This is a genomic window from Streptomyces sp. NPDC041814 (genome assembly GCF_055590565.1).
The window spans coordinates 1,002,643-1,021,728 of sequence record NZ_JBVJAM010000001.1 but is presented as its reverse complement, the minus strand read 5'-3'; the positions used below and the strand labels follow the sequence as shown (position 1 = coordinate 1,021,728).

The window sequence follows — 19,086 nt, the reverse complement described above, 5'->3', positions numbered from 1 at the left end:
CGGGTGGACCCGGCACCCGGGCGGACCGGATGGCGTACGGTGCCGCCCATGCCCAGTGTGCTCGTGGTCGAGGACGACCAGTTTGTACGTTCCGCCCTCATCCGACACCTGACGGAGGCCGGTCACACCGTACGGAGCGTCGGCACCGCGCTCGAAGCGTTGCGTGAAGTCGCCCATTTCCGCTTCGACGTGGTCATTCTCGATCTCGGACTGCCCGATCTCGACGGTTCCGAGGCCCTGAAGATGCTGCGCGGCATCACCGACGTGCCCGTCATCATCGCGACCGCCCGGGACGACGAGAGCGAGATCGTCCGGCTGCTCAACGACGGCGCCGACGACTACCTCACCAAGCCGTTCTCCGTGGAGCACCTGTCGGCCCGGATGGCCGCCGTGCTCCGCCGGGCCCGGGCCGCCGCGGGCGAGGCGCCGCCCCCGCGCGTCATCCAGGTCGGCGGCCTCTGCGTCGACCCGCTGCGCCGGCAGGCCGAACTCGACGGCACCGCGCTCGACCTCACCCGCCGTGAGTTCGACCTGCTGGCCTTCCTGGCCGGGCGCCCCGGTGTCGTCGTCCCCCGCCGGGAACTCCTCGCCGAGGTCTGGCAGCAGTCCTACGGCGACGACCAGACCATCGACGTCCACCTCTCCTGGCTGCGCCGCAAGCTGGGCGAGACAGCGGCCCGGCCGCGCTACCTGCACACCCTGCGCGGCGTCGGCGTGAAGCTCCAGCCCCCGGCGCCAGAGCAGCCGGCATGAGATGGGCGCTGGTCAAGGTCTGCCTGGCCGTCACCGCCATGGTCGTCATCGCCTTCGCCGTGCCCCTGGGGCTCGTCGTCAAGGAGATGGCCCGCGACCGCGCGTTCTCCGACGCCGAACGGCAGGCCGCGACGATCGGCCCCACGCTGTCCATCACCACGGACCGGACCCAGCTCGAAAAGGCCGTCCTCACCACCGAACCGGGCGCCGCGGGCCGGATGGCCGTCCACATCCCGGCCTCCGGCGAGCCCGACGGCGTCGCGGCCGACATCGGCAGGGGCCGCGCCACCCGCGAGGAGCTGGAGGCCGTGCGCGTCTCGGGCCGCGCCACGATCATCGGGGTCACCGGCGGCTCCGTGCTGCTCCAGCCGACCGCGGTGGGGCCCCGGGACATCGCGGTGGTCGAGGTGTTCGTCCCCGAGGCAGCCGTGTCCCACGGGGTCACCACCGCCTGGCTGATGCTGGCCGCCGTCGGCGTCGCGCTCATCGTCGGCTCGGTCGCCGTGGCCGACCGCCTCGGCATCCGCATGGTCGAGCCAGCCCGCCGCCTCGCGGGCGCCGCCCACGACCTGGGGGAGGGGCGGCTCGGCACCCGCGTCCCCGAGGAGGGCCCGGACGAACTGCGGTCCGCCGCCGTCGCGTTCAACTCCATGGCCGACCAGGTCGTCCAGCTCCTCGCCAACGAACGCGAACTGGCCGCCGACCTCTCGCACCGGCTGCGCACCCCGCTCACCGTCCTCCGGCTGAACGCCGCGTCGCTCGGCGAGGGGCCCGCGGCCGAGCAGACCCGGGCAGCCGTCGAACAGCTGGAGCGCGAGGTCGACACGATCATCCGGACCGCCCGCGAGCAGCGCCCCCAGACCCAGCCGGGCGGCCCCGGCGCCGGCTGCGACGCCTCCGAGGTGATCCGCGAGCGGATGGACTTCTGGTCCGCGCTGGCCGAGGACGAGGGCCGCGAGGTGCGCCTCGCCGGAGTGGACCGCACCGTACGCATCCCGGTCGCCCGGCCCGAACTGGCCGCCGCGCTCGACGCGTTGCTCGGCAACGTCTTCCGGCACACCCCGGAGGGCACCGCCTTCGCGGTCGACGTGCACCACAGCGGTGACGCGGTGATCGTGCTGGTCTCGGACGCGGGGGGCGGGATCGCCGACCCGAAGGCGGCCCTGGCGCGCGGTGGGGCGCGGGACGCGGTGGGGTCGACGGGGCTCGGGCTCGACATCGTGCGCCGGGTCGCCGAGTCCACCGGCGGCGACGTGCGGATCGGCCGCTCGGTGCTGGGCGGTACGGAGGTCCGGGTCTGGATCGGGTTCGACGGACAGCGCCCGCAGGCCGGGAGGCGCGGCCATCGGGTGGGGCGTCAGCGGCGGCGTCCCAGGGGCGCGTCCCGCCCGAACCTTTAGCGCGGCCGATGCGCTCCTTAAGGCAGCCCTAAGAACCCCGACCCCCGCCCGGCTCACCCCATTTGCCCGTTCCGCAGCCGCTAGCGTGCTCCCGCATCCCCCACTCCCGTACGACGAGGCAGGAACGCGATGGGCACCAGCACGCACCGGCGCACGATGGGCACCAGGACCAAGGTGATCGGCTCGGTCGTCGCGGCCGCGGTGATCGGCGGGACGGTGTTCGCCCTCACCGGGACGGCGCAGGCATCGGCGGTCGGCGCCGCGTACACCCGTACCAGCGGCTGGACCGGCGGGTACACCGGGCAGTACGTCGTCACCAACGACACCGGCTCCACGAAGACCGACTGGACGCTGGAGTTCGACCTCCCGGCGGGCACGAAGCTCAGCTCTCTGTGGAACGGCGAGCACACCGTCAGCGGCGGCCACGTCACCGTCCGCCCCGCGAGCTGGAACAAGCAGCTGGCCGCCGGGCAGTCCGTCACCGTCGGCTTCGTCGCCGCCTCCGACGGCACCGCGGCCGACCCCACCGGCTGCCTGATCGACGGCGCCACGTGCTCCGTCGACCCCGGCGCCACCCCCGAACCCAGCGGCCGCCCCACCGAGTCCGCGCCCCCGTCCCCCACGGCCACCCCCACCGAGAAGCCCACCCACACGGCGACCCCGACGCCGACGCCCACCCCCACGAAGACCGACGACGGCGGTGGCACCGCGAGCGGCGCCCGCTTCGCCCCGTACGTGGACACCTCGCTCTACCCCGCGTACGACCTGGTCGACACCGCGAACAGGACCGGCGTCAAGCAGTTCAACCTCGCCTTCATCACCTCCGGCGGCAGCTGCGCCCCGCTCTGGGGCGGCGTCACCGGCCTCGGTGACGACCACGTCGCCTCGCAGATCGGCGCCCTGCGCGCGGCCGGCGGCGACGTCCGGGTCTCCTTCGGCGGGGCCGCCGGCTCCGAGCTGGCCCTCCGCTGCTCCTCGGCCGCCGACCTCGCCGCCGCGTACGGCAAGGTGGTCGACACGTACAAGCTGACCAAGGTCGACTTCGACATCGAGGGCGGCGCGCTCCCCGACACCGCCGCCAACACCCGCCGCTCGCAGGCCATCGCGCAGCTCCAGAAGGCGCACCCCGGCCTGGACGTGTCCTTCACGCTCCCGGTGATGCCCGAGGGCCTCACCCAGCCCGGCGTCGACCTGATCGCGGACGCGAAGAAGAACGGCGTCGACGTCGGCGCCGTCAACATCATGGCGATGGACTACGGCGCCTCCTACAGCGGCGACATGGGCACCTACGCCGTCCAGGCCGCCACCGCGACGCAGGCCCAGATCAAGGGCGTGCTCGGGCTCTCCGACGCGGAGGCGTGGAAGGCCGTCGCCGTCACCCCGATGATCGGCGTGAACGACGTCAGCACCGAGGTCTTCAAGGTCGAGGACGCCACCCAGCTCGTCGCCTTCGCGAAGGAGAAGGGCCTCGCCTGGCTCGCCATGTGGTCGGGCACCCGGGACAAGGAGTGCGCGGGCGGTGCCAAGCCCACGGCGGACGCCTCGTGCAGCTCGATCGCCCAGGAACCGCTCGCCTTCACCAAGGCGTTCGGCGCGTACAAGTAGGACCACGAGGGTGCCTGCGCGGACCGCGCGCGGGACCATCCCTTCCCCCGCGCACCCCGGCCCGGCCCCCTTCCCCCCACCCCGGCCGGGGTGCGCGCCCCACCGTCCCCCGGCCGGGTCGAGCACCCCCCTTCCTCCCGGCCGGGGGCACACCCCTTTCCGCGATCCGCTACCCGCGCGCCCGGTTCACCGCCGACAGCACCGCCGCCACGGACGCGGCCACGCCCGAGGCGTCCCGCCCCGCGCCCCAGCGCTCCTCGCCGCCGACCCGGCAGCGCGCGTACGCGGTCGTCGTCCCGGCCCCGTCCGGCTGCTGCTCCGGCAGTTCGAGGACGGCCGCCTCGACCCCGGCCGCCGCCAGCGCGTCCGCGAACGCCGTGACCGGGCCGCTGCCCGACCCCTCGTAATCGCCCTCCCGCTCGTCCACCCGCAGGGTGCAGACGAAGCGGTGCTCACCGGCCGGGCCGGTCTGCGCCGACCAGGAGGTGAGGGCGACCCCGCCGTCCCGCCCGGGGACCAGGTACGCCGCCTCGAAGAGGTTCCACAGGTCCTTCCCGGTGGCCTCCGCGCCGCTGCCGTCGGTCGCCTCCTGGACCGTACGGGAGAACTCCGCCCGCATCCCGGCCGGCAGGTCCACGCCGTGGCCGGTGCGCAGCAGATGCGCGATGCCGCCCTTGCCGGACTGCGAGTTGACCCGGATGACCGCCTCGTACGTACGCCCCACGTCGGCCGGGTCGATCGGCAGGTACGGCACCTCCCACAGCTCCGACGCGCCGTCCGCCCGGCGGGCGAAGCCCTTGCTGATGGCGTCCTGGTGGGTGCCGGAGAACGCGGTGTACACCAGGTCCCCGCCGTACGGATGGCGCGGCGGCACCGGCAGCCGGTTGCAGTGCTCGACCGTGCGGCGGATCTCGTCGATGTCCGAGAAGTCGATCATCGGGTCGACGCCCTGGGCGTGCAGGTTGAGCGCCAGGTTGACCAGGTCGACGTTGCCGGTGCGCTCCCCGTTGCCGAACAGGCAGCCCTCCACCCGCTGGGCGCCCGCCAGCACCGCCAGCTCCGCGCAGGCCACGCCGGTGCCGCGGTCGTTGTGCGGGTGCACGGAGAGGATCACCGAGTCCCGCCGGGCCAGGTGGCGGTGCATGTACTCGATCTGGTCGGCGTAGACGTTGGGCGTGGCGATCTCCACGGTGGCCGGCAGGTTGTGGACGACCGGCCGGTCCGGCGAGGCGTCCCACAGCTCGGTGAGGCTGTCGCAGATCTCCAGGACGTAGTCCGGCTCGGTCAGGTTGAAGACCTCGGGCGAGAACTGGAACCGGATGTCCGCGCCGGGCCTGGCCCGGGCCAGCCGGTCCATCTGCCGGGCCGCGTCCAGCACCACGCCGTGGACCCCGGCCCGGTCGCGGCCCAGGACCACCTCGCGCCAGACGGGGGCGGTCGCGATGTAGAGGTGGACGACGACGCGGTCCAGGCCCGCCACGGACTCGAAGGTCCGGTCGATCAGGTCGGCCCGGGCGGGGGTGAAGACGACCACGGTGACGTCGTCGGGTACGGCCCCGCTCGTCGCCAGGTGCCGTACGAAGTCGAAGTCGGTGCGGCTCGCGGACGGGTAGCCGACCTCGATCTCCTTGAAGCCCATCGCGACCAGCAGGTCGAACATCCGCCGCTTCCGCGGGGTGTCCATCGGCTCAGCGAGGGCCTGGTTGCCGTCCCGCAGGTCGACCGGGACCCACAGCGGGGCGCGTTCGGCACGGGCCTGCGGCCAGCTCCGCCCGGTCAGCGGGACCGCGACCCGGTCGAACGCGGAGCGGTAGCGGTGCGAGGGCATCGAACTGGAGCGTTGCGGGTTCCAGCGGGGCGCGGCCTGGGGGACCGGGCCGCGCGGCGTGCAGATGGTGGGGAAGCTGTGCATCGGGGACCGGGCGTCGGACGTGGCCGCGGACATGGACTCGGGCATGAACGGTGTCTCTTCTCGCATCGCCGGATGCGACCGGCACAGCACGGCACCCCGCGGCGGGGTGCCGATCGCTTCAGGCCCCGCCGCGGCAGCCGAGAAGGAGGAGACCGCGGTACGTCATGGGCGGTACAGTAACCAGAACGCAACCCCTCAGACAACCTGACAGGTGAACGACGTGCCCCCGTCCGGCCCCCTCCGCCCCAGCCCCCTCGTGGAACAGGCGACCAGCCATCTGCGCACGCGGATCACCGAAGGGCACTGGCCGGTCGGCGCCAGGCTCCCGGGCGAGACGACGCTCGCCCGCGAGCTGGGCGTGGGCCGCTCCACGGTCCGCGAGGCCGTCCGCACGCTCGCCACGCTGGGCCTCCTCCGGTCCCGCCAGGGCGCCGGAGTGTTCGTCGTCGCGGACCACGTCACGGAGGACTGGCCGGTACGGCTGCGCAGGGCGTCGGTCACCGACGTCTACGAGGTCCGCATGCTCATCGAGGTCCAGGCCGCCCGCCTCGCCGCCCTCCGCCGCACCGACGAGGACCTGGCCGCCCTCGACGCGGCGCTCACCGCCCGGCTGGAGGCGGGCGCGGGCGTCGACGACGCGGACTTCGTGGACGCGGACATCGCGGTGCACCGGGCGGTCGTGGCCGCCGCGCACAACCCCGTCCTCACCGACCTGTTCGCCGAGTTCGTCCCGGCCCTCCGCCAGGGCCTCATCGACCTCGTGGACCTCCTGGGCCTGCGCCGCCAGGACCCCCGGCACGGCCACGCGGGCCACCGCGCCCTCGTCACGGCCATCGTCTCGGGCGACCAGGAACGGGCCGCCCGGGCGGCCCAGGAGGAGTTGGAGTCCACGCTCGCCCGGCTGCGCGGGGCGTGACGCCCGGGCCCCCGCCCCGCACCCCGACCCGCCACCATCCGGACCCCGGCTTCGGGCAAAGAACGCGCGGGTCCGCATCCCCGCCCCCTCCGTGCCGTGGCCCGTTCACTTCCCGGCGGGGTCCCCGAAGCTCGGGCGGGCTGTTTCCGGGCCGTTCCAGGAAACCGGCACCGTAGCCGGTTTTTGTCGGGGGCTCAGCCAAGATCCACTGTCAACCCTCCCTCCACCTGCGGGTATTCGGAATCCCGCCGTGCGCCGCAGCGCGGCGAACCGCTTTGGCAAGCCCTCGGCCGGACACGGTCTCGTGACTTGCAGGACACGCTCGCGCAACGGAAGCGTCTTCAACTCTTGACACCCACCCCCCGGAGGCAGCAATCTTCCGACATCGACGCATGGGAGCGCTCCCACATCACACGAGGATTTCTCGCGTGAACGGCACTGCCCGTGTACTCCCCCCAAAACCATCCGGCACCCGCACTCACCAGCGCGTATGCCACGCAGTGAGCCAGTCCCACCCTGGAACAAGGAGTAGTGGAATGCGTATCACCCGCACCGTCGCCGGCCGGAGCCGCAGAGTCGCGGTCCTGGCCACCACGGGCCTGACCGCTTCGGCACTGTTGCTGACCGGCTGCAGCAGCGACGACTCCGACTCGAACGAGTCCTCCGACGCGAACGGGAAGATCACGCTGACCGTCGCCGACTACGGCCAGTTCGGTTACAAGGAAGCCGGTCTCTTCGCCAAGTACCACGAGCTGCACCCGAACATCACGGTGAAGGAAGACACCACCGCGGATGAGAAGGTCTACTACCCCAAGCTGCTCCAGCAGCTGAACGCGGGCAGCGGTCTCGCCGACGTCCAGGGTCTTGAGGTCGGCCGCATCAAGGAGCTCGTCGACACCAAGGCGGACCAGTTCGTCGACCTGAGCAAGGTCATCGACGTCAAGGAATTCGTGTCGTGGAAGGAGAAGCAGGCGACCACGGCCGACGGCAAGGTGATCGGCGCGGGTACCGACATCGGCCCGATGTCGCTCTGCTACAACACCGAGCTGTTCAAGAAGGCCGGTCTGCCGACCGACCGCAAGGAGGTCGCGGCCAAGATCTCCGGCGGCTGGGAGGACTACCTCAAGCTCGGTGAGGAGTACAAGAAGAAGGCGCCCGCGGGCACGTACTTCATGGACTCCGCCAGCGCCATGTACAACGCCGTCGTCAGCTCCAACGCGAAGCAGTACTACGACGAGAGCGGCAAGGCGATCTACAAGGAGAGCCCCAGCGTCCAGCAGGGCTGGAACCTGGCCGCCGAGGCCGCGGCGAAGAAGCTGACCCAGGGCCTCGCGCAGTTCAGCGACCCGTGGGCGGCCGCGCTCCGCAAGGGCACCATGGCCACCGTGGCCTGCCCCGCCTGGATGGCCGGCCAGATCTCCGTGAACGCCGGTGAGGCGAACAAGGGCAAGTGGGACATCACCACCGCCCCCGGCGCCACCGCGGCCAACTGGGGCGGCTCCTTCCTCGGTGTCCCGAAGTCCGGCAAGCACGTCGACGAGGCCACCAAGCTCGTCAAGTGGCTGACCGCCCCCGAGCAGCAGGCCGCCGTCTTCAAGGCGATCGGCTCCTTCCCGTCCAACACCGGCGCGTACGAGCTGCCGGACGTGAAGAACGCCACCCTGCCGTACTTCAACGACGCCCCGATCGGCCAGATCTACGCCGATGAGGCCAAGTCCATCCCCGAGACGATCCTCGGCCCGAAGGACGCCGCCATCAAGGACACCATCTCCACCCAGATCAACAACATGGAGCAGCGCGGCACCAAGCCCGACGCCGCGTGGGAGGCCGCGACCAAGTCCATCGACAAGGTCATCGGCTGACGTTCGCCAGGGCGCGTCCGGCCTGACCGCCGGTCGCGCCCGGCGCGGGCGGCCCCTCCCCGGGCCGCCCGCACCCGCGTGTTCCTGAGGGGTGCGGCGTAAACGGCCCAGCCATCCCCGTACCCGGGTAACTCAAGCAATCCAGGGAAGGACTCCCGCTCGTGGCCACCTCGACTCCCACCCGGGACGCATACGCGCCGCCACCCCGCGGCTCCCAGCACAAACCGGTGAACGCACGCCGGCAGAACTGGCGCAGCCGGATCTGGCGGTTCGACGACAAGGCGTCTCCGTACGCCTACATAGCCCCGTTCTTCCTCGTCTTCGGCGCCTTCGGGCTCTACCCGCTGCTCTACACCGGCTGGATCGCCCTGCACCGGGTCGAGATGACCGGCATGGACCAGATGGAGTGGGTCGGCTGGGACAACTTCGACAAGATCCTGCACGACTCCGAGTTCTGGACGGCCGTCAGCAACACCTTCCTGATCGGTGTCATCTCGGTCGTCCCGCAGCTGCTCGTCGCGCTCGGCCTGGCCCACCTGCTCAACTACAAGCTGCGGGCCAGCACCTTCTGGCGCACGGTCATCCTCACCCCGTACGCCACCTCCGTGGCCTCCGCCGCGCTCGTCTTCGCCCTGGTCTTCCGGGCCGACGGCGGTCTGCTCAACTGGGTGCTGCACTTCGTCGGTCTCGGCGACACCAACTGGGCCAACGGCCACTGGACGTCCAAGATCGCCATCGCGGTCATCGTGATCTGGCGCTGGACCGGCTACAACGCCCTGATCTACCTGGCCGCGATGCAGGCCGTGCCGTCCGACCTGTACGAGGCGGCCTCGCTCGACGGCGCCTCGCGCTGGCAGCAGTTCCGCAAGGTGACCATCCCGTCGCTCCGGCCCACGATCCTCTTCACGATCGTCATCTCGACCATCGGATCGATGCAGCTGTTCGGTGAGCCCCTGCTGCTCGAAGGCGGCACCCTCGGCCAGACCGGCGGCAACGAGAATCAGTACGAGACCCTCAGCGTCTACCTCTACAACTACGGCTGGAACCTGGGGCACCTCGGTCCGGCCGCCGCAGTGGCCTGGGCGATGCTCGCCCTCCTGCTGATCATCGCCGCGGTCAACTGGCTCATCGGCCGCTTCGTACGCAAATCCGCGGTCTGACCGGGAGCGAATTCCAATGACCATCACCAGCCCCACCAAAGTCTCGGAGCCCGGCCTCCCGGCGCGTTCCGTCCACCGTGCACCGAAGCGGCCCAGCCGCTTCCGGCCCGGTGCCGGGCAGCAGCTGAAGGGCGGCCCGTTCGCCTACATCGCCCTGGCCGTCATCGGCATCGGCTCGCTGCTGCCGCTGTACTGGACCCTCGTGGCCGCGTCCCACACCCAGGACGAGGTGCTGGCCACCACCCCGCCGTTCCTGCCGGGCGGACGCCTCTTCCACAACCTCGACGCCGCGTGGAACCAGGCGCACCTGGGCAAGGCGATCGTCAACAGCGTCATCGTGTCCGCCTGCATCACCGCGGCGACGCTCTTCTTCTGCACGCTGGCCGGCTACGCCTTCGCCAAGATGCGCTTCCGCGGCCGCAACGCCCTGATGACCGGGGTCATCCTGACCCTGACGATCCCGCCGCAGCTCAGCGTCGTCCCGCTGTTCATGATGATGTCCGACATCGGCTGGGGCGGGGACCTGGAAGCGGTGATCTTCCCGACCCTGGTCAGCGCCTTCGGTGTGTTCTTCATGCGCCAGTACCTGAGCGAGGCGCTGCCGTACGAGCTGATCGAGGCCGCCAAGATCGACGGCGCGAACAACTTCCGCATCGTGCTGAGCGTCGTGCTGCCGGTGGCCCGTCCCGCGATGATGGTGCTCGGCATGCTCACCTTCGTCCAGGCGTGGAACGACTTCTTCTGGCCCTACCTCGCCCTGAGCCAGGAGAACCCCACCCTTCAGGTGGCCCTCGGCCAGCTCAGTGCCTCGTACACCCCCGACACCAGCATCGTGATGGCCGGCGCGCTGATCAGCACCCTGCCGCTGCTCGTGGTGTTCGTGATCTTCGGCAAGCAGATCGTCGGCGGCATCATGTCCGGCGCCGTCAAGGGCTGACCACCCGCTCGCCGCTGCTGTGTCACGGAGCCGTACGGTCCCGCCCGCCCCGTGGACCGTACGGGCCCCGTAGCCCCACCCGTCAACGCCCCGTCCTTCACACCCCTGGGAGCGCTCCCGCATGACTGCTGTACGACCTGACATCGCCCCGAAGCCGGTGCCCGAGGCCACCACCACCTTTCCGACGGGCTTCGTCTGGGGAGCGGCCACCGCCGCCTACCAGGTCGAGGGTGCCGCCGCCGAGGACGGGCGGACGCCCTCCATCTGGGACACCTTCAGCCGCACCCCCGGCAAGGTCCGCAACGGCGACACCGGCGACATCGCCGCCGACCACTACCACCGCTACCGCGACGACGTGGCCCTGATGAAGCAGCTGGGGCTGAAGGCGTACCGCTTCTCCATCTCCTGGTCCCGGGTCCAGCCGACCGGTCGTGGCCCGGCCGTCGAGCGCGGGCTCGACTTCTACCGCAAGCTGGTCGACGAACTCCTTGAGGCCGGCATCAAGCCCGTCGCCACCCTCTACCACTGGGACCTGCCCCAGGAGCTGGAGGACGCCGGCGGCTGGCCGGAGCGCGCCACCGCCGAGCGGTTCGCGGACTACACCGCGATCATGGCCGGCGCGCTCGGCGACCGCGTGGACACGTGGACCACCTTCAACGAGCCGTGGTGCTCGGCCTTCCTCGGCTACGGCTCCGGGGTGCACGCCCCCGGCCGCACCGAGGCCGCCTCCGCCCTGCGCGCGGCCCACCACCTCAACCTCGCCCATGGCCGGGCGATCGAGGTTCTGCGCGGTCAACTCCCCGCTACCGCGCAGACCTCGGTCACCCTCAACCTCCACCAGGTCCGCCCGCTGACCTCCAGCCCCGAGGACGCGGACGCCGCCCGCCGCATCGACGCGGTCGGCAACCGGGTCTTCACCGGCCCGATGCTGCACGGCGCCTACCCGGAGGACCTGCTCGCGGACACAGCGCACGTGGTGGACTGGTCGAAGCTGGTCCAGGACGGAGACCTGGAGGCCATCGCGCGCCCGGTCGACGTCCTCGGCATCAACTACTACACGCCGACCCTGGTCTCCACGCCCGCCGAGGGCTCCGGTGACACCCGCAACGACGGCCACGGCGCGAGCGACTACTCCCCGTGGCCCGGCTCCGAGCACGTCGCCTTCCACCTCGCCGACGGCAAGCCGACCACCGCGATGAACTGGTCGATCGACCCCAACGGGCTCTACAACCTGCTCATGGACGTCACCCGCGAGCACCCCGGCATTCCGCTCATGGTCACCGAGAACGGCGCCGCCTTCGACGACTACGTCTCGCCCGAGGGCCGGGTCCAGGACCCCGACCGCATCGCCTACCTGCACGGCCACCTCGACGCCGTCCAGCGGGCGGTCGCCGACGGCGCGGACGTGCGCGGTTACTTCCTCTGGTCGCTGATGGACAACTTCGAGTGGGCGTACGGCTATTCGAAGCGGTTCGGCGCGGTGTACGTGGACTACGCCTCCCAGCGCCGCATCCCGAAGGACAGCGCCCACTGGTACGCCGACGTGATCCGCCGCCACGCCCTCCCGCCGCTGGAGGACCTCGCCTGATCCACGCCTGCCACCCCCGAGACCCGGCATCCCGTGCCGGGTCTCGGCCCATTCGCCCCCGGCCTGTGCGTTCCGCTTGACCACGCGCGTAGAGTGGGAGCGCTCCCATAAGAGGAGCGGGGGAGCGGCCGACCGGTCCCGCAGAGTGTCAAGGGAACCAACGCCAGGACTTGGTTTGGTTATCCGACTGTGAGAAATTGACCGCGAACGGGAGGCAGCCATGACGGCAGCGCGAGTACGGAGCGGGGGCCGGCCCACGCTCGAAGAGGTGGCGGCGCGGGCGGGGGTCGGACGGGGCACGGCCTCGCGCGTCATCAACGGGTCGCCCCGGGTCAGCGCCCACACCAGGGAGGCGGTCGAGGCCGCCGTCGCCGAGCTGGGTTACGTGCCCAACCGCGCGGCCCGCGCACTGGCCGGCAACCGCACGGACGCCATCGCGCTCGTCGTGCCCGAGTCGGAGAGCCGCTTCTTCGCGGAGCCGTACTTCTCCGACATCGTGCGCGGGGTCGGCGCCGCCCTCGCCGATACGGAGATGCAGCTGCTGCTCACCCTCGTCGGCAGCGACCGCGAGCGCCGCCGGCTCGCGCAGTACCTCACCGCGCACCGGGTGGACGGCGTGCTGCTGGTCTCCGTGCACGCCGACGACCCGCTGCCCGACCTGCTGGAACAACTCGGCATGCCCGCCGTGATGAACGGCCGCAGATCCGCCGCCGAGTCCCTGTCCTCCGTCGACTCGGACAACTTCGAGGGCGCCCGCGGCGCCGTGGAACACCTCGCCTCGCGCGGCCGCCGCTCCATCGCCACGATCACCGGACGGCTCGACGTCTACGCCTCCCAGAGCCGCCTGGACGGTTACCGCCAGGCCGTTCGCGACGCGGGCCTGGAGCCCGACGAGCGGCTGATCGCCCCCGCCGACTTCTCCGAGGAGGGCGGTGCCCAGGCGATGCGCGACCTGCTCGCCCGCCGCCCCGACGTGGACGCGGTCTTCGCCGCGTCCGACGTGATGGCCGCCGGTGCCCGCCAGGTCCTGCGCGAGGCCGGCCGTCGCATCCCGGACGACGTCGCCCTCATCGGCTTCGACGACTCGGCCGTGGCCCGGCACATGGACCCGGCCCTCACCAGCGTGCGCCAGCCGATCGAGGAGATGGGCCGCACGATGACCCGGGTCCTGCTCGACATGATCGCCGGCGAGAACGCGGACCGGGCGCAGATCGTGCTGCCGACCGAACTGGTGGTCCGCGACTCCTCGTGACGCCGGGTTGCCGCAACTCGGTTTGAGGGGCGCCCACTTCGAGTAGCTTCGGAGGCGTGGACCCTTCTCTGACCGCTCTGATCGTCGCCGTGGTGGGGGTGGCGGGCACCCTCGTCTCCGGCGTGATGGCGCACCGCGGCGCCCTGCGGGCGAAGACGGTCGAGCTCGACCGCGCGGAGCGGCTGCGGCGGGAGGAGCTGCTGGCGGACGAACGCCGCGAGGCCCTGGCCGTGCGCCGGGCCTCCTACGCGGTGTTCAACCAGCGCCTGCGGCAGTTCCACTCGGTCCTGTCGAAGGACTACTTCGCCCTCGCCGCCGGGGAGGCGCGCCCCGGACAGAGCCGGGAGCGGGAGGAGACCCGCCAGGCCCTGCGCGGCGTGTACGCCGAGGCGCAGATGGTGATCAGCGACGCCGTGCTGTCCGTCGCGGGCGGCGTCGTGCACCAACTGCACCGCATCCACGCCCTGCTCGGACGGCACGAGCAGGGCGATCCGGCCGAGGAGTCCCTGGACGACCTCAGGGAACGGCTGGAACGCGCCTCGGAGGGCCTGTACGAGGTCCGGCAGGTGATGCGCCGGGACCTCGGGGTCTCGGCGCTCCCGGTCTCCCGGCCCGATGGCTACGGTGCCGTGTGAGGCAGGACGACCGGAGGAGAAACGTGCCCCTGCACTGGACCAGGTCCAGCTACTGCGACTCGGCGGGCCCCGACTGCGTCGAGGTGGCGCTGCCCGCCGCCCCCGCGGCGGCGGTCCGCCTGCGCGACTCCAAGACCCCGGCCCGCCCGGTGCTCGCCTTCGAGCCGGGCGCGTGGGCGGAGTTCGTCGGTCAGCTCGGCCGGGCGGCCGTCTTCTCCAGCAGCTCCTGAAGGGCCCGTTGCCCTTCCGGGCCGAGCCCCGCCAGCGGTGAGTCCTCGGCGAGGAGTTCCAGGAGCCGTGCGCGTAGGGCAGTGCCCTCGGGCGTCAGTACGAGGTGCCGGGCGCGCCGGTCGGTGGGGTGGGGCCGGCGCTCGACCAGGCCCCGCTTCTCCAGTTTGTCGACGACGAAGGTGGCGTTGGACGGCTCGCAGCTCATGCGCTCGGCCAGTTCGCGCATGGTCATCGGCCCGGTCATCTCCCGCAGCGCCGTCGCCTGGGCCGCGGTGAGGCCGAGGGGGACGGCGCGCTTGCGCACATGATCGGCGATCCGGGCGGCCAGCCCGTTCACCAGCCCGCACAGCTCCCGCTCGGCGGCGGCCTGTGCCTCGGGGGGTGTCGTCATGGACTCACTCTAGCAAGTCCATCAAGCAAGAATAATGACAACTTGAATGTTTCTAACTCGATGCTTATGGTGATCCCGCCACACAGCGACGAACGAGGAGCGACGCCATGACCGACCCGAGCACCCTGCGTCTGGGCGACACCACGGTGTCCTTCGTGCCGGACGGGGTGATCCAGGGCCGCCCGACCGCCTGGCTGCCGGACAGCACCGACGCGTTCTGGACGGCCCACCCGGAGTACCTGGACGCCTCCGGGCACCTGGTCGCGAGCGTCGGCGGTCTCCTGGTGGAGCACGGCGACCGCGCCCTCCTGATCGACGCGGGCTTCGGTCCGCACACGCTCCCGGCGGACCCGGCCACCCCCAACGGCGCCATGCGCGGCGGCGACCTCCCGGCCGCCCTGGCCGCGCTCGGCCGGGCCCCGGACCGCATCGAGGCCGTCGCCTTCAGCCACCTCCACCCGGACCACACGGGCTGGGCCACCCACGAACGGCTCTTCTCCCGCGCCGCATACCTGGTGGCGGAGCCGGAATGGGCCGCCCGGGAGCCCGGCGACGGGCTGGACGCCCTCGCGCCCCACGTCCGTACGGTGGCCGACGGCGAGGAGGTCTTCCCGGGCGTCCGGGCCCGGGTCACCGCCGGACACACCGCGGGCCACACGGAGTACGTCATCACCGGCGGCGGGCAGCGGCTGATCGCCTTCGGGGACTCGCTGCACTCACCGGTCCAGGTGGACCGGCCCGACTGGTCCTGCGTCTACGACCACGACCCGGCCGGGTCCGCCGAGCACCGCCGCCGCCTCGTCGCCGAGCTGGCGGAGCCCGGCACGCTGGGCTTCGGCATCCACTTCGCGGACAGGGTCTTCGGCCGGGTCGTACCGGACGGCGACGGACCGGCCTGGCGACCCCTGGGCACCGCCGACGGTCTCGCGTAGAGCCGGGAAACGCATCAGCCCCCGACCTGTCTCACAGGTCGGGGGCTGATCCTTCAGGGTGAGTAACGGGACTCGAACCCGCGACATCCTGGACCACAACCAGGTGCTCTACCATCTGAGCTATACCCACCGCGTCCGATCTTTCCGACCGGCCGAGAAAAAGTGTACAGGGTCCGGGAGGGTGCTCGCGCACTCATTTCCCGGCGGGTGGTCACGGCCCTCGGGAGGGCCGTGACCAGCGCCTTCAGGCGCGGGGCTGCGAGACCCGCGCGGCCGCCGCCTTCGCCTGCTCGGAGTCCGGGCCGGGCTGCGGGACGAAGACCGCCTCGCGGTAGTACCGCAGCTCGGTGATCGAGTCGCGGATGTCGGCGAGCGCCCGGTGGTTGCCGTTCTTCTCCGGGCTGTTGAAGTACGCCCTCGGGTACCAGCGGCGGGACAGCTCCTTGATGGAGGAGACGTCCACGATCCGGTAGTGGAGGTAGCCCTCAAGGAGCGGCATGTCCCGGGACAGGAAGCCGCGGTCGGTGCCGACCGAGTTCCCGCACAGGGGCGCCTTCCCGGGCTCCTTCACGTGCTCGCGTACGTAGGCGAGGACCTGCTCCTCGGCGTCGGCCAGCGTCGTGCCGCCGGCCAGCTCGTCGAGGAGGCCCGAGGCGGTGTGCATCTGCCGCACCACCTCGGGCATGGTCTCCAGCGCCGCGTCCGGCGGGCGGATCACGATGTCCACCCCTTCGCCGAGCACGTTCAGCTCAGAGTCGGTGACCAGTGCGGCCACCTCGATGAGCGCGTCATCCGCCAACGAGAGCCCGGTCATCTCGCAGTCGATCCACACCATGCGGTCGTTCATGGGCCCCACCCTACGGGGCGCTCCGCTGCCCGGGCAGGGCCGGGCGCCCCGCGGCGAACACGTCGGTGCCCGCCTTCGCCTCCAGGGCCGCGGGTGCGGCGCCGGACGGGCCGGGGACGGCGGGACGGCGGCTCTGCGCGGTGCCCTGGCTGGGCACCGCCACCTCCGTCACCATGACCGGCTCCGGTGCCCCGCCCTGCGGACGGCGGGCCCGGTAGGCGGCCCGGTACGCGGCGGGGGAGGAGCCGAGCTGGCGGCGGAAGTGACCGCGCAGCGCGACCGGCGAGCGGAAGCCGCAGCGGCCCGCGACCTCGTCCACCGAGTAGTCCGACGTCTCAAGGAGGCGCTGCGCCTGCAGCACCCGCTGGGTGATCAGCCACTGGAGCGGTGCGCTGCCCGTCAGCGAGCGGAACCTCCGGTCGAAGGTCCGGCGGCTCATGTAGGCACGCGCGGCCAGCGTCTCCACGTCGAACTGCTCGTGGAGATGCTCCAGCGCCCAGGCGACGACCTCGGCGAGCGGGTCGGAGCCGATCTCTTCAGGTAAAGACCTGTCGAGGTAGCGCTCCTGACCGCCACTGCGCCGGGGCGGCACGACGAGCCTGCGGGCGAGCGCGCCGGCGGCCTCCGTGCCGTGGTCCGAGCGGACTATGTGCAGACACAGGTCGATGCCGGCCGCCGTCCCGGCGGAGGTCAGCACGTCCCCGTCGTCCACGAACAGCTCGCGTGGGTCGACGTGCACCGACGGATAGCGCTTGGCCAGCGTCGGTGCGTACATCCAGTGTGTGGTGGCCGGCCGGCCGTCCAGCAGCCCGGCGGCGGCGAGCACGAAGGCCCCCGTGCACAGGCCGACGATGCGGGCGCCCTCCTCGTGGGCGCGACGCAGCGCGTCCAGCGCCTCCATGGGTGGCGGCGACGTGATCGAGCGCCAGGCGGGCACCACGACGGTGCCGGCCCTGCTGATCGCCTCCAGCCCGTAGGGCGCGGTCAGTTCGAGTCCGCCGGTGGTGCGCAGCGGTCCCTCTTCGCCGCTGCACACGAGCAACCGGTAGCGCGGAACTCCCGCGTCCTGGCGGTCGATTCCGAACACCGACAGCGGGATGGAGCTCTCGAAGATGGGGCCACCGCTGAAGAGCAGGACGGCGACGACTTCCCGGCGTCGTCTTCCGCCCAGCTTCCGTACAGCCTCCGTTGCGGTGGCGGAGTCCTGGCTCATGACGCTAAGCCCCCCTCGGTGTTCGCGTCTTCCTGGTCCTTACGGGCCTGTCGCACCTGCACTTGTCCCCTCGGTCGTGCACGAGTCCCCGGCCTTAGACGCCCAAGATCGAATCTACTGCGTCCCGTGGTGCCGTCGTGACAAGTTCACCAACCGGCTCATTGTCGACAAGGCAACCTGGCGGGAAGCGTTCGATCACGAAGCGTTTCACTCGCGGCCCGTGCAGGGAAGTGCGTCCGGCGTTGATGGCCCGTCCCCATTGGGCGGAAGCGTACCGCCCGGTCTCTTCCTGCCTGGTGGCAAGGGGGTTGATCGGCCATTTCGACAAGGAATCGACCGGTCCTCGAAGTTGGCTGAAAATGTACGGTCGCGTGTGCGGAAATCAGTCGTTCTACCGGCGCACAACCCGGGGCGCCCACCCGCCCCCGCGCGCCCCCTCGCCGGGCCCGGCGGCCCCGGCGGCGGCTTCGGCGCACCCGGCCGGGGTCCTCTCCGGGCGGGCAGCCGAATACCGCTCTACCGGCCGTCCCCGGAGCAGACCGTGCGGTGGGTTCCGGACGTCCCCCGGGGTCCGGCCGACTCCCCCGGAAGGGTGGGTTCCGCTCCTCGTGGGCGACGCCCCCGGACCGCCCGCGCGAGCCCGGCCGGAGCGGTTCCGCCGGGCGCCGCAAGGGGCCCGGGGGGTGGCCGGCACGTCTGTGTAGAGGGCAACCGGCATTGCCACGGGGGCCCGGTCTCGGGCATGCTCCGGAAACCGCCGCACGCCGCTGTGCGCGGGGCGGGCAATGGAGGAGTGGAGCCGTACCCTTGGGGGTAAGGGGTTGGGAAGATGATTCCCGGACACCACGACACCGCCCGCTGACGCACCTTTCCACGTCGCTCTCCTCACGAGGACTCTCTTCGCCGAGACATCGATGGCCGGTCACGAAATCCCCGAACCCGCGGACCGCAAGCAGGTAGCCGACCCCCTGTCGGACCCGCTGGCGGCCGAACAAGCGCGCCGTCCGTGCGATCCCGCCTTCCGGCATGGGGTCGTCGTCGGCTTCGACGGCTCGACCTCAAGCGAGCGGGCCCTCGCCTATGCGATCGGAATGTCCCGCCGGACGGGCTCCGGTCTGATCATCGTCCACGTCGCCAACCGGCTGCCGACCACGGTCTGGGCGGGCTGCGAGCCCCCCGTCTTCGTGGACGTGCCGGACCACCGCACCGAGGTCCTGGGCCTGGAGCTCGCCTGCGCGGACTACCTCTCCGAGGTGCCCTGGGTGCTCGTGGAGCGCGGCGGTGACATCTGCCACGAGCTGGAGGAGGTCGGCCGGGAGTACTCGGCGGACGCCATCGTGGTGGGCTCCACGCACGGCCTGGTGGGCAAGATCTTCGGCTCGGTGGCCGGCCGGCTGGCCCGCCGCGCCCAGCGGCCGGTCGTGGTCATCCCGTAGCCGCCCGGACGCCTCC

Annotated in this window: 17 protein-coding genes and 1 tRNA gene; 13 read left to right on the top strand and 5 right to left on the bottom strand. The window is 71.8% G+C overall.

Features of this window, described 5'->3' with window-relative positions; translation table 11 throughout:
* Positions 1 to 48: 48 nt before the first annotated feature.
* The 3 genes from ACZ6C6_RS04545 to ACZ6C6_RS04535 all read left to right on the top strand — a co-directional run bounded on the left by ACZ6C6_RS04545 (position 49) and on the right by ACZ6C6_RS04535 (position 3,758).
* The gene (locus ACZ6C6_RS04545; RefSeq protein WP_469198951.1) at positions 49 to 753 is read left to right on the top strand and encodes a response regulator transcription factor; all 705 of its coding nucleotides are present in this window, start codon (positions 49 to 51) and stop codon (positions 751 to 753) included.
* A complete protein-coding gene (locus tag ACZ6C6_RS04540; protein WP_469198949.1) occupies positions 750 to 2,153 on the top strand; it encodes a HAMP domain-containing sensor histidine kinase in 1,404 nt (467 codons plus the stop codon). Before ACZ6C6_RS04545 ends, ACZ6C6_RS04540 begins: the two co-directional genes overlap by 4 nt.
* A gap of 129 nt (positions 2,154 to 2,282) precedes the next feature.
* The gene (locus ACZ6C6_RS04535) at positions 2,283 to 3,758 is read left to right on the top strand and encodes a glycoside hydrolase family 18 protein (RefSeq protein ID WP_469198947.1); all 1,476 of its coding nucleotides are present in this window, start codon (positions 2,283 to 2,285) and stop codon (positions 3,756 to 3,758) included.
* A 169-nt stretch (positions 3,759 to 3,927) separates the two neighbouring features.
* On the opposite strand, the gene ACZ6C6_RS04530 is transcribed toward ACZ6C6_RS04535, so the two are convergent.
* Positions 3,928 to 5,715 (bottom strand): 2-isopropylmalate synthase, encoded by a 1,788-nt coding sequence (locus ACZ6C6_RS04530; protein ID WP_469199334.1) that lies wholly within the window; start codon positions 5,713 to 5,715, stop codon positions 3,928 to 3,930.
* A gap of 175 nt (positions 5,716 to 5,890) precedes the next feature.
* Here ACZ6C6_RS04530 and ACZ6C6_RS04525 point away from each other — a divergent pair, with 175 nt between their 5' ends.
* The 8 genes from ACZ6C6_RS04525 to ACZ6C6_RS04490 all read left to right on the top strand — a co-directional run bounded on the left by ACZ6C6_RS04525 (position 5,891) and on the right by ACZ6C6_RS04490 (position 14,250).
* A complete protein-coding gene (locus tag ACZ6C6_RS04525; protein ID WP_469199333.1) occupies positions 5,891 to 6,586 on the top strand; it encodes a FadR/GntR family transcriptional regulator in 696 nt (231 codons plus the stop codon).
* A gap of 536 nt (positions 6,587 to 7,122) precedes the next feature.
* Positions 7,123 to 8,448, top strand: a complete 1,326-nt coding sequence (locus tag ACZ6C6_RS04520; protein WP_469198945.1) for an ABC transporter substrate-binding protein — start codon at positions 7,123 to 7,125, stop codon at positions 8,446 to 8,448.
* Between the two features lie 161 nt (positions 8,449 to 8,609).
* Entirely contained in the window at positions 8,610 to 9,608 is a 999-nt protein-coding gene (locus ACZ6C6_RS04515; RefSeq protein ID WP_469198943.1) for a carbohydrate ABC transporter permease, read from the top strand.
* 16 nt (positions 9,609 to 9,624) lie between these two features.
* A complete protein-coding gene (locus ACZ6C6_RS04510) occupies positions 9,625 to 10,545 on the top strand; it encodes a carbohydrate ABC transporter permease (protein ID WP_469198941.1) in 921 nt (306 codons plus the stop codon).
* A gap of 121 nt (positions 10,546 to 10,666) precedes the next feature.
* Positions 10,667 to 12,133: a GH1 family beta-glucosidase gene (locus ACZ6C6_RS04505; RefSeq protein ID WP_469198939.1), complete on the top strand. Its 1,467-nt coding sequence runs from the start codon at positions 10,667 to 10,669 to the stop codon at positions 12,131 to 12,133.
* A gap of 220 nt (positions 12,134 to 12,353) precedes the next feature.
* On the top strand, positions 12,354 to 13,385 hold the full coding sequence (locus ACZ6C6_RS04500) for a LacI family DNA-binding transcriptional regulator (RefSeq protein ID WP_361024453.1): 1,032 nt from the start codon (positions 12,354 to 12,356) through the stop codon (positions 13,383 to 13,385).
* A 56-nt stretch (positions 13,386 to 13,441) separates the two neighbouring features.
* On the top strand, positions 13,442 to 14,020 hold the full coding sequence (locus ACZ6C6_RS04495; protein WP_469198937.1) for a hypothetical protein: 579 nt from the start codon (positions 13,442 to 13,444) through the stop codon (positions 14,018 to 14,020).
* A gap of 23 nt (positions 14,021 to 14,043) precedes the next feature.
* Positions 14,044 to 14,250 carry a DUF397 domain-containing protein gene (locus ACZ6C6_RS04490; RefSeq protein ID WP_469198935.1) on the top strand — a complete coding sequence of 69 codons (207 nt, stop codon included), beginning with the start codon at positions 14,044 to 14,046 and terminating at the stop codon, positions 14,248 to 14,250.
* On the opposite strand, the gene ACZ6C6_RS04485 is transcribed toward ACZ6C6_RS04490, so the two are convergent.
* Positions 14,211 to 14,642 carry a MarR family winged helix-turn-helix transcriptional regulator gene (locus ACZ6C6_RS04485; protein WP_469198933.1) on the bottom strand — a complete coding sequence of 144 codons (432 nt, stop codon included), beginning with the start codon at positions 14,640 to 14,642 and terminating at the stop codon, positions 14,211 to 14,213. The genes ACZ6C6_RS04490 and ACZ6C6_RS04485 overlap by 40 nt on opposite strands.
* A gap of 107 nt (positions 14,643 to 14,749) precedes the next feature.
* On the opposite strand from ACZ6C6_RS04485, the gene ACZ6C6_RS04480 reads away from it, so the two are divergent.
* Complete coding sequence (locus ACZ6C6_RS04480) at positions 14,750 to 15,574, top strand: MBL fold metallo-hydrolase (protein WP_469198931.1); 825 nt, start codon at positions 14,750 to 14,752, stop codon at positions 15,572 to 15,574.
* Between the two features lie 57 nt (positions 15,575 to 15,631).
* Here the strand turns inward: ACZ6C6_RS04480 and ACZ6C6_RS04475 are convergent.
* The 3 genes from ACZ6C6_RS04475 to ACZ6C6_RS04465 all read right to left on the bottom strand — a co-directional run bounded on the left by ACZ6C6_RS04475 (position 15,632) and on the right by ACZ6C6_RS04465 (position 17,634).
* Positions 15,632 to 15,704, bottom strand: a tRNA-His gene (locus tag ACZ6C6_RS04475).
* A 114-nt stretch (positions 15,705 to 15,818) separates the two neighbouring features.
* Positions 15,819 to 16,421: an oligoribonuclease gene (gene orn / locus ACZ6C6_RS04470; RefSeq protein WP_365681629.1), complete on the bottom strand. Its 603-nt coding sequence runs from the start codon at positions 16,419 to 16,421 to the stop codon at positions 15,819 to 15,821.
* Between the two features lie 10 nt (positions 16,422 to 16,431).
* A complete protein-coding gene (locus tag ACZ6C6_RS04465; RefSeq protein WP_469198929.1) occupies positions 16,432 to 17,634 on the bottom strand; it encodes a helix-turn-helix domain-containing protein in 1,203 nt (400 codons plus the stop codon).
* A gap of 914 nt (positions 17,635 to 18,548) precedes the next feature.
* On the opposite strand from ACZ6C6_RS04465, the gene ACZ6C6_RS04460 reads away from it, so the two are divergent.
* A complete protein-coding gene (locus tag ACZ6C6_RS04460; protein WP_469198927.1) occupies positions 18,549 to 19,070 on the top strand; it encodes a universal stress protein in 522 nt (173 codons plus the stop codon).
* Positions 19,071 to 19,086: the final 16 nt, after the last annotated feature.

What these genes read in the sequence shown, in the direction of transcription:
- ACZ6C6_RS04485 (WP_469198933.1), bottom strand. Translation starts at nt 14,642, where the DNA reads ATGACGACACCCCCCGAGGCACAGGCCGCCGCCGAGCGGGAGCTGTGC.
- ACZ6C6_RS04505 (WP_469198939.1), top strand. Translation starts at nt 10,667, where the DNA reads ATGACTGCTGTACGACCTGACATCGCCCCGAAGCCGGTGCCCGAGGCC.
- ACZ6C6_RS04480 (WP_469198931.1), top strand. Translation starts at nt 14,750, where the DNA reads ATGACCGACCCGAGCACCCTGCGTCTGGGCGACACCACGGTGTCCTTC.
- ACZ6C6_RS04530 (WP_469199334.1), bottom strand. Translation starts at nt 5,715, where the DNA reads ATGCCCGAGTCCATGTCCGCGGCCACGTCCGACGCCCGGTCCCCGATG.
- ACZ6C6_RS04540 (WP_469198949.1), top strand. Translation starts at nt 750, where the DNA reads ATGAGATGGGCGCTGGTCAAGGTCTGCCTGGCCGTCACCGCCATGGTC.
- ACZ6C6_RS04460 (WP_469198927.1), top strand. Translation starts at nt 18,549, where the DNA reads ATGGCCGGTCACGAAATCCCCGAACCCGCGGACCGCAAGCAGGTAGCC.
- ACZ6C6_RS04545 (WP_469198951.1), top strand. Translation starts at nt 49, where the DNA reads ATGCCCAGTGTGCTCGTGGTCGAGGACGACCAGTTTGTACGTTCCGCC.
- ACZ6C6_RS04500 (WP_361024453.1), top strand. Translation starts at nt 12,354, where the DNA reads ATGACGGCAGCGCGAGTACGGAGCGGGGGCCGGCCCACGCTCGAAGAG.
- ACZ6C6_RS04520 (WP_469198945.1), top strand. Translation starts at nt 7,123, where the DNA reads ATGCGTATCACCCGCACCGTCGCCGGCCGGAGCCGCAGAGTCGCGGTC.
- ACZ6C6_RS04535 (WP_469198947.1), top strand. Translation starts at nt 2,283, where the DNA reads ATGGGCACCAGCACGCACCGGCGCACGATGGGCACCAGGACCAAGGTG.
- ACZ6C6_RS04465 (WP_469198929.1), bottom strand. Translation starts at nt 17,634, where the DNA reads ATGAGCCAGGACTCCGCCACCGCAACGGAGGCTGTACGGAAGCTGGGC.
- orn (WP_365681629.1), bottom strand. Translation starts at nt 16,421, where the DNA reads ATGAACGACCGCATGGTGTGGATCGACTGCGAGATGACCGGGCTCTCG.
- ACZ6C6_RS04510 (WP_469198941.1), top strand. Translation starts at nt 9,625, where the DNA reads ATGACCATCACCAGCCCCACCAAAGTCTCGGAGCCCGGCCTCCCGGCG.